The organism is Hymenobacter elongatus (genome assembly GCF_004745955.1).
In the GTDB taxonomy this organism is placed as follows: Bacteria; Bacteroidota; Bacteroidia; order Cytophagales; family Hymenobacteraceae; genus Hymenobacter; species Hymenobacter elongatus.
Genome location: NZ_SRLD01000076.1, coordinates 1 through 6,977, shown reverse-complemented (window position 1 = coordinate 6,977; position 6,977 = coordinate 1). Strand labels below are relative to the sequence as shown.

The window sequence follows — 6,977 nt, the reverse complement described above, 5'->3', positions numbered from 1 at the left end:
AAGGGGATGAGCCTTCGGGGTATGCACCGGCAGCAGCGGCCGCAGACGCTCCCACAAGGCATCGGAAATGATGAATTCTTGAGTCGTTGCCATACCCGAAAATAATGCCTATTTGGATAGGCTCTTAAAGCAAGATGGGACTCCATGAGCCAGCATCCGACAGAACCAGCTGAATCATCGAATTACTGTACGCTACAAAACACAAAAAAGCCCTGCCAGAATAGTTTGGCAGGGCTTTTTTGTTGGAGCAAACGGAAGTTACGCCGCCGCTACTGGCTCGGCCATCATCGTGTTCAGGCGCTTATAGAGCACGAATAGGATGAGCGACGCTACAGCCGACAGCCCCACGAAGATCATGAAGAAGTCGTAGAGGGTGGTGATCTGGAAGCCGAGGAAGCTGGGCCAGTTTGAGGTAAGCTCCAACCCAGCCAGCTTGGTTGTAACATCGGCTGTAGCCGGCGTGGTGCCGTTGAGGATGGCGGGCAGGTCGATGCCCTCCTTGGTGGCTTTGGCAAATTCGGCGGGGCCGGGAGGATACAGTCCCGACAGCACGCCGGCCAGCTTGTTACCAGCGGCCGTAGCCAGAAACCACACGGCCATCAGCAGGGAAGCAAAGCGGGCCGGAGCCAGCTTGTTTACCAGCGCCAGCCCGATAGGCGACAGGCACAGCTCAGCGAAGGTGTGCACCATGTACATGGTAATCAGCCAGAACATGCTCACTTTGGTGTTGGCATCGACGCCTTTCACGCCGAAGGCAATGATGAGGTAGCCCACGGCCATCAGCATTAAGCTGATAGACATTTTCAGCGGAGAGGAAGGCTCGGTGCCGCGCTTGCCCATCCAGGTCCAGAGGACGGCGAAGATTGGAGCAAACACAATAATGAACAAGGCGTTGGCCGACTGGAAATAGGATGCCGGCACTACCGAGGAACCTAGCGTCCGGTCAGTTTGCTCGTCGGCGAAGAAGGTGAGCGACGCGCCAGCCTGCTCAAACGTACCCCAGAAGAAGATTACGAAGAAGCTCAGGATGAAAATGACGTAGATCTTCTGCTTCTCGCGGGCCGTGAGCGTAGGGTCGGTCAGGATGGTAACGGGCGCTACAATCATAGCGGAGAACACCAGAGCGCCAATCCAGTCGCGATTCATGAGCCAGGCAATGGCGGCATACACCACCACAAACAGGCCGATAAGCATGGGCAGCTTACTGGCGAAGCTCTTAGCGGGCCGGGCAATGGTTTCGGCACGCACGGGGCCGTCGGTCTGCACCGGTACTACCGGCGAGTGTTCCACGGTACGCTCGGGCTTGGCGCCCAGCGGAGTGCCTTCGGCGGTGATTACGTATTTGTTTTTCAGCAGCTCAAACGTGAGACTGCCAATGAGCATACCGATACCGGCCGCCAGGAAACCCCACTTAAAGTCAGCTGGATTGCCGGTGTCGCCGAGCGTACCGCACACCAGAGGCGAGAAAAACGCGCCCAGGTTGATACCCATGTAGAAAATGGTGTAGGCCGCATCAATACGGGAATCGCCTTTTGGATAAAGCGACCCAACCATGGAGGAGATATTGGGCTTGAAAAAGCCATTACCGAAAATCAGGCAGCCCAGGCCGATGAAGAACAGTAGCAACTGCGCCTGGGGTACTTCGGTCTGGCCGGCACCGTACATGGAAGCCGAGAAAAACAAAGCAAACTGCCCAGCGGCCATCAGCAAGCCCCCTACCAGGATGGAGCGGCGGTTGCCCCAGTACCGGTCGGCCATGTAGCCGCCCAGCAGCGGCGTCAGATACACTAGGGAAGTATAGTTGCCGTAGATGAGCGACGACATCTCCTTGTTCATCAGGAGAGCCTTGAGCATGTAGAGCGACAACAGGGCCCGCATGCCGTAATAGCTGAAACGTTCCCACATTTCGGTGGCGAAGAGCACGTACAGGCCCTTAGGATGACCAGTCGACGCGGGCACAGGTGATGGCTCGCGTACGGCGGAGGCTGATTGCATGAAGGGGAAATAAAAGTGGAAAGAGGGGAAAAGAGCCGCTGGCTGCAACCAGACGGGTGGTTGGTAAAACTACAAAACTTTCGCAATTGGCAACCGTTAGGGCCTGTTCCGGTTACCACTGTAACCGCCGGCAGCGAATTTTCGCTGTGGTTTTAAGCTAAACCGCATCTAGACACGGCGGCATCGGTTTTTTGTCTATTTTTGCCCTACGATTTCCCAATCTCCCACCCATTTCATCTCGCTCCCGGCCCCATGAAGGACACTGCCGCTACCGCTACTCTCCACAATCGTTTGCAGCCGCTCGGTTTCACCCAAACCGGCGAAGTGCACCTTAATCTGACGCCCGCTGAACTCGTGGAACACGCGCTGCGCCGTGGCGAAGGCACGCTTACCGACAACGGAGCCCTGATGGCCGACACCGGCAAGTTCACGGGTCGCTCGCCCAAAGACCGCTTCGTGGTGAAGGACGCCAACACAGCCGATTCGGTGTGGTGGGGTGATATCAACATTCCTTTCGATGCCGACAAGTTCGACCAGCTCCACACCAAGATGGTGCAGTACCTGGCCGACAAAGAACTATACGTGCGTGAGGCGTATGCCGGAGCCAACCCCGACTACCAGCTCAAGCTTCGGGTAGTGAATGAGCAGGCATGGCATAACTTATTTTGCTACAACATGTTCCTGCGGCCCGAAGAGGGTGCCGACACGAGCTGGACGCCCGACTTTACCATCATCTGCGCCCCCGGCTTCGAAGCCGACCCAGCCGTAGACGGAACACGCCAGGCCAACTTCGCCATTCTGAATTTCACCAAGAAGATGATTCTGATTGGCGGCACGGGCTACGCCGGTGAGATGAAGAAAGGCATCTTTGGAGTACTGAACTACCTGCTGCCCCACGAGCGCAACACCCTCTCGATGCACTGCTCGGCCAACGTAGGTGAGCAAGGCGACACGGCCGTATTCTTTGGCCTTTCGGGCACTGGTAAAACCACCCTTTCCGCTGACCCAAACCGGGGCCTGATTGGCGACGACGAGCACGGCTGGACACCCGACGCGGGCATCTTCAACTTCGAGGGCGGCTGCTACGCCAAAGTTATCGACCTGAGCCAGGAGAAAGAGCCCCAGATCTGGGACGCTATTAAGTTCGGTTCGATTGTCGAAAACACGCGCTTTATCCCCGGCACCCACACCGTGGATTATGCCAACAAGTCGGTGACGGAGAATACCCGCACGGCCTACCCTATCCACTACATCGACAACGCCATTGAGCCGTCGGTAGCGGATGCTCCCAAGAACATTTTCTTCCTGACGGCCGATGCGTTCGGCGTTTTGCCTCCCATCAGCAAGCTCGACAAGAGCCACGCTATGTACCACTTCATGTCGGGCTACACGGCGAAGGTGGCGGGCACAGAAATGGGAATCACAGAGCCGCAAACGACGTTTTCAGCCTGTTTCGGAGCCGTATTCCTGCCATTGCACCCCACTAAGTATGCGGAGATGCTGGGCCGGAAGATGGACGAGAACCCCGACGTAAACGTGTGGCTGATCAACACGGGCTGGACCGGTGGTAGCTACGGTGTGGGCTCGCGCATGAAGCTGAGCTACACCCGCGCCATGATTACGGCCGCCCTGAACGGCGAGTTGAACGAGGTTTCGTTCACCAAGCACCCCATCTTCGGCGTTGAAGTTCCGGCCTCGGTACCCAATGTGCCCACCGAAATCCTGGACCCGCGCAACACGTGGTCGGACAAGGAAGGCTACGACAAAACAGCCGCGTCGCTGGCCGATAAGTTCGTGAACAACTTCCGGAAGTACGCTGACTTTGCCAACGAGCAAATTCTGGCAGGAGCACCGAAGGTGGTCGAAGTAACCGCCTAGGTTTCTAGTTTCAGTCCACAAGAAAAGCCCCGTCGGTAGCTACCGACGGGGCTTTTTCTGCTTATGTGGAAGCTGTTCAAGCGGTCCTCCGCGTAGGGTAAAGCGTCATGCTTCGACTAGCACAGCATAACGCTCAACCCTACTGCGGACGACCGCTTAAGACTTACTCTACCCACTGTGCATTCTGAGCTTCCTTCATCTGCCCGTTGGTAGCAGCAGAGCCGTTTTTCGACTTTCGCACCAGCGCTGCCACTCCCAGCCCGACGGCTCCCGCCACGGCCGCTGTTACGAAGGGATGCAACGTGGCGGTGGTATAATAGCTGCTTTCCCGGGTGTGACCAGGGTAGTTGCCGCGCTCTTCGAGGTGGCCGGCAGCGTGGTCGAGGCCATTCTGGTTGAGGGGGCGCGGCGCGTAATCAGCTTTTTCCTGCTTGGCAAATACGTTTTCCATGAACTTATCGAGCAGGCGCGGTGCGAAGTGAGCCATGGTCGTTATCATTCTGCCGCCACCACCTACCGTTATTTCCCGCTCGGGGTTTTCGCAGCAGTGCAGGATGGCACGGGCCACGGTTTCGGGCGCGTAGGCCGGCGCGGCGTGCTTCGCCTCGCGCTCCATGTAATTTTTGGCGTGCAGCGGATACGGCGTATCAATGGCAGCAGGCTTGATGAGCGTGACGACGACGGGGGCTTCGTCCATTTCCAGCTCCATGCGCAGGCCGTCGGTGAAGCCCTTCACAGCGTGCTTGCTGGCGGAGTAAATGGTTTGCAGAATGGCCGTGCTTTCTGATAGAATGCTGCCAATATTGATGATGGCGCCACCGCGCTGCTTCAGGTGTTTGGTAGCTTCCAGGGAGCCGTAGATCAGCCCCCAGAAGTTGGTTTCGAAGAGCTTACGCATATCCTCAATCGGGACATCTTCGATTTTGCCATAAATGGAAACGCCCGCGTCGTTGATCCAGGTGTCGAAGCCGCCGTAGGTGGCCTGAGCCGCCTGGGCAATGCGCTTCACATCCTCCTGCTTGCTCACGTCGGCTACCACGTAGGTGGCGTGGCCGCCGCCGTGGCTGATTTCGTCGGTGAGTTGGCGCAGCGCGTCCTCACTGCGGGCGGCTAGCACGAGCTTAGCGCCTTGTTTGGCGGCCATGCGCGCCGTGACGAGGCCGATGCCGGACGAGGCACCGGTGATGACCACTACTTGCTGGGATAGTTTCTTGAGTTTGGGTGTCATAGCGTAGAAGAGTTCGGGTTGGAAAGCTTTCTTGTACGCTCCATGGCACGCTTGGATGCGTAAAGTGCGGTAGTATTGAGCTTCCGGAGGGGCTCCGACAAGTACCATTTTCGCTTCTGAGCCCCGGAAGTGATACTTTTGCCCCATGCCTACTTTTTACGCCCCCGACCTCACCGGCTCTCTCTACACGCTGCCCGAAGATGAAAGCAAGCACGCCGTGCGGGTGCTGCGCCTCAGCGTTGGCGGGGCCGTGGAGTTGGTGGACGGGCGCGGCGGCCACTACCAGGCCGAAGTAGCCGACGCCAACCCCAAACGCTGTCAGCTGCACATCAGGCACCATGAAGCAATACCGGCCCGCCCGTATTTCACCCACCTAGCTGTGGCGCCTACCAAAAACCTGGACCGCATGGAATGGCTGGTAGAAAAAGCGGTGGAAATCGGTGTGGAGCGCATAACGTTTCTGCGCTGCGCCCGCTCCGAGCGGCGGGAGCTAAAGCTGGACCGGCTGGAGAAAATTGCCGTGAGTGCCCTCAAACAGTCGGGGCAGGCGTGGCTGCCACAGCTCGACGAGCTGACCGACTTCACCAACTTTCTGCCCACCCTAGCGGCTGCCACAGCTTTTATTGCGCACCTGGAGGCGGGCGAAAGGACGGCGCTGGCGCGGGTAGCGGCCGCAGGGGCCGGCTGCTGCATCCTTATTGGGCCCGAAGGCGACTTTACCCCGACTGAAATTGAGCTGGCCCGGCAGCAAGGCATCCGGCCCGTAACGCTGGGCCACTCGCGGCTCCGGACCGAAACCGCCGCGCTGGCCGCCGTGCATACCGTACATGTTGCCCGGGAGCTGGGGCGGTAGCCAAATCGAATTTGTTGCCTAGTAGTGGCGTTACGGCCTTGTAGTGCGGATGCGCTGCTCCGCCAAACACAATTTTAGCTCTATGTTTCAGAAAGGACTTTTTCTCTTCAGCCTACTCCTGCTCATGGCCGCTACTCCGCCCAGCTTCCGCATTGCGAAGCTGCACTACGGCGGCGGTGGCGACTGGTACGCCAACAAAACGTCGTTGCCGAATCTGATTCGCTTTTGCAACCAGACGCTTAAAACCAATATAGCACCCGAGGAAGCCATTGTGGAGCTGGATTCGCCGGAGCTGTTCACCTATCCCTTCGTGCACATGACGGGCCACGGCAACGTGTCCTTCACCGACGCGGAAGCCAAGAACCTGCGGCGCTACCTCACCGGCGGCGGCTTTCTGCACATCGACGATAACTACGGGCTGGATAAATTCATCCGGCCCGAAATGAAGAAGGTATTTCCGGAGCTGGAATTCGTGGAGCTGCCCTACTCCCACCCCATTTACCACCAGAAATTTCAGTTTCCGAAAGGCTTGCCCAAAGTGCACGAGCACGAAGGCAAGCGCGCCCAGGGCTTCGGGCTGCTCTACAAAGGCCGGCTGGTGTGCTTCTATTCTTTTGAGTGCGACCTAGGCAACGGCTGGGAAGACCTGGGCACCTACGACGACCCGCCCGCCACCCACGACGCGGCCCTGCGCATGGGCGCTAATCTGGTAACCTACGCCCTAACCCAGGACTAAGAGCGGATTTGGGAATTAGCTCCCCCCCCGTCAGCGTCATGCTGAGCTTGCCGAAGCATCTCTACCGCAGTAGTACTTGACTTTATCATTGCAGTAGAGATACTTCTGCTCTGCTACGCCGCGCGGACGCCACATGAGCGCGACACAGACGGTTTTTTGCTATAGCAGATTCGTGAACGGTGTATCTTACGGCGAGGTTTGGTCGTAAGTCCCAGGATGCAAGCTTATTCACTGGATTTACGCACGCGCGTGGCTGCGGCGTGTCAGCACCCTGGGGCGCGGCAGGC

General features: G+C 58.0%; 5 protein-coding genes. 3 read left to right on the top strand and 2 right to left on the bottom strand.

Annotated elements, in window-relative coordinates:
* Window positions 1-258: 258 nt before the first annotated feature.
* Complete coding sequence (locus E5J99_RS20480) at window positions 259-1,995, bottom strand: peptide MFS transporter (RefSeq protein WP_135499671.1); 1,737 nt, start codon at window positions 1,993-1,995, stop codon at window positions 259-261.
* A 252-nt stretch (window positions 1,996-2,247) separates the two neighbouring features.
* On the opposite strand from E5J99_RS20480, the gene pckA reads away from it, so the two are divergent.
* Window positions 2,248-3,873, top strand: a complete 1,626-nt coding sequence (gene pckA / locus E5J99_RS20475) for a phosphoenolpyruvate carboxykinase (ATP) (RefSeq protein ID WP_135499670.1) — start codon at window positions 2,248-2,250, stop codon at window positions 3,871-3,873.
* Between the two features lie 163 nt (window positions 3,874-4,036).
* Here the strand turns inward: pckA and E5J99_RS20470 are convergent, their stop codons facing one another.
* Complete coding sequence (locus E5J99_RS20470) at window positions 4,037-5,101, bottom strand: SDR family oxidoreductase (RefSeq protein ID WP_135499669.1); 1,065 nt, start codon at window positions 5,099-5,101, stop codon at window positions 4,037-4,039.
* Between the two features lie 145 nt (window positions 5,102-5,246).
* Here E5J99_RS20470 and E5J99_RS20465 point away from each other — a divergent pair, with 145 nt between their 5' ends.
* Both E5J99_RS20465 and E5J99_RS20460 read left to right on the top strand, forming a co-directional pair.
* Window positions 5,247-5,954 carry a 16S rRNA (uracil(1498)-N(3))-methyltransferase gene (locus tag E5J99_RS20465; protein WP_135499668.1) on the top strand — a complete coding sequence of 236 codons (708 nt, stop codon included), beginning with the start codon at window positions 5,247-5,249 and terminating at the stop codon, window positions 5,952-5,954.
* A gap of 82 nt (window positions 5,955-6,036) precedes the next feature.
* Complete coding sequence (locus E5J99_RS20460) at window positions 6,037-6,690, top strand: DUF4159 domain-containing protein (protein ID WP_135499667.1); 654 nt, start codon at window positions 6,037-6,039, stop codon at window positions 6,688-6,690.
* Window positions 6,691-6,977 lie beyond the last annotated feature (287 nt).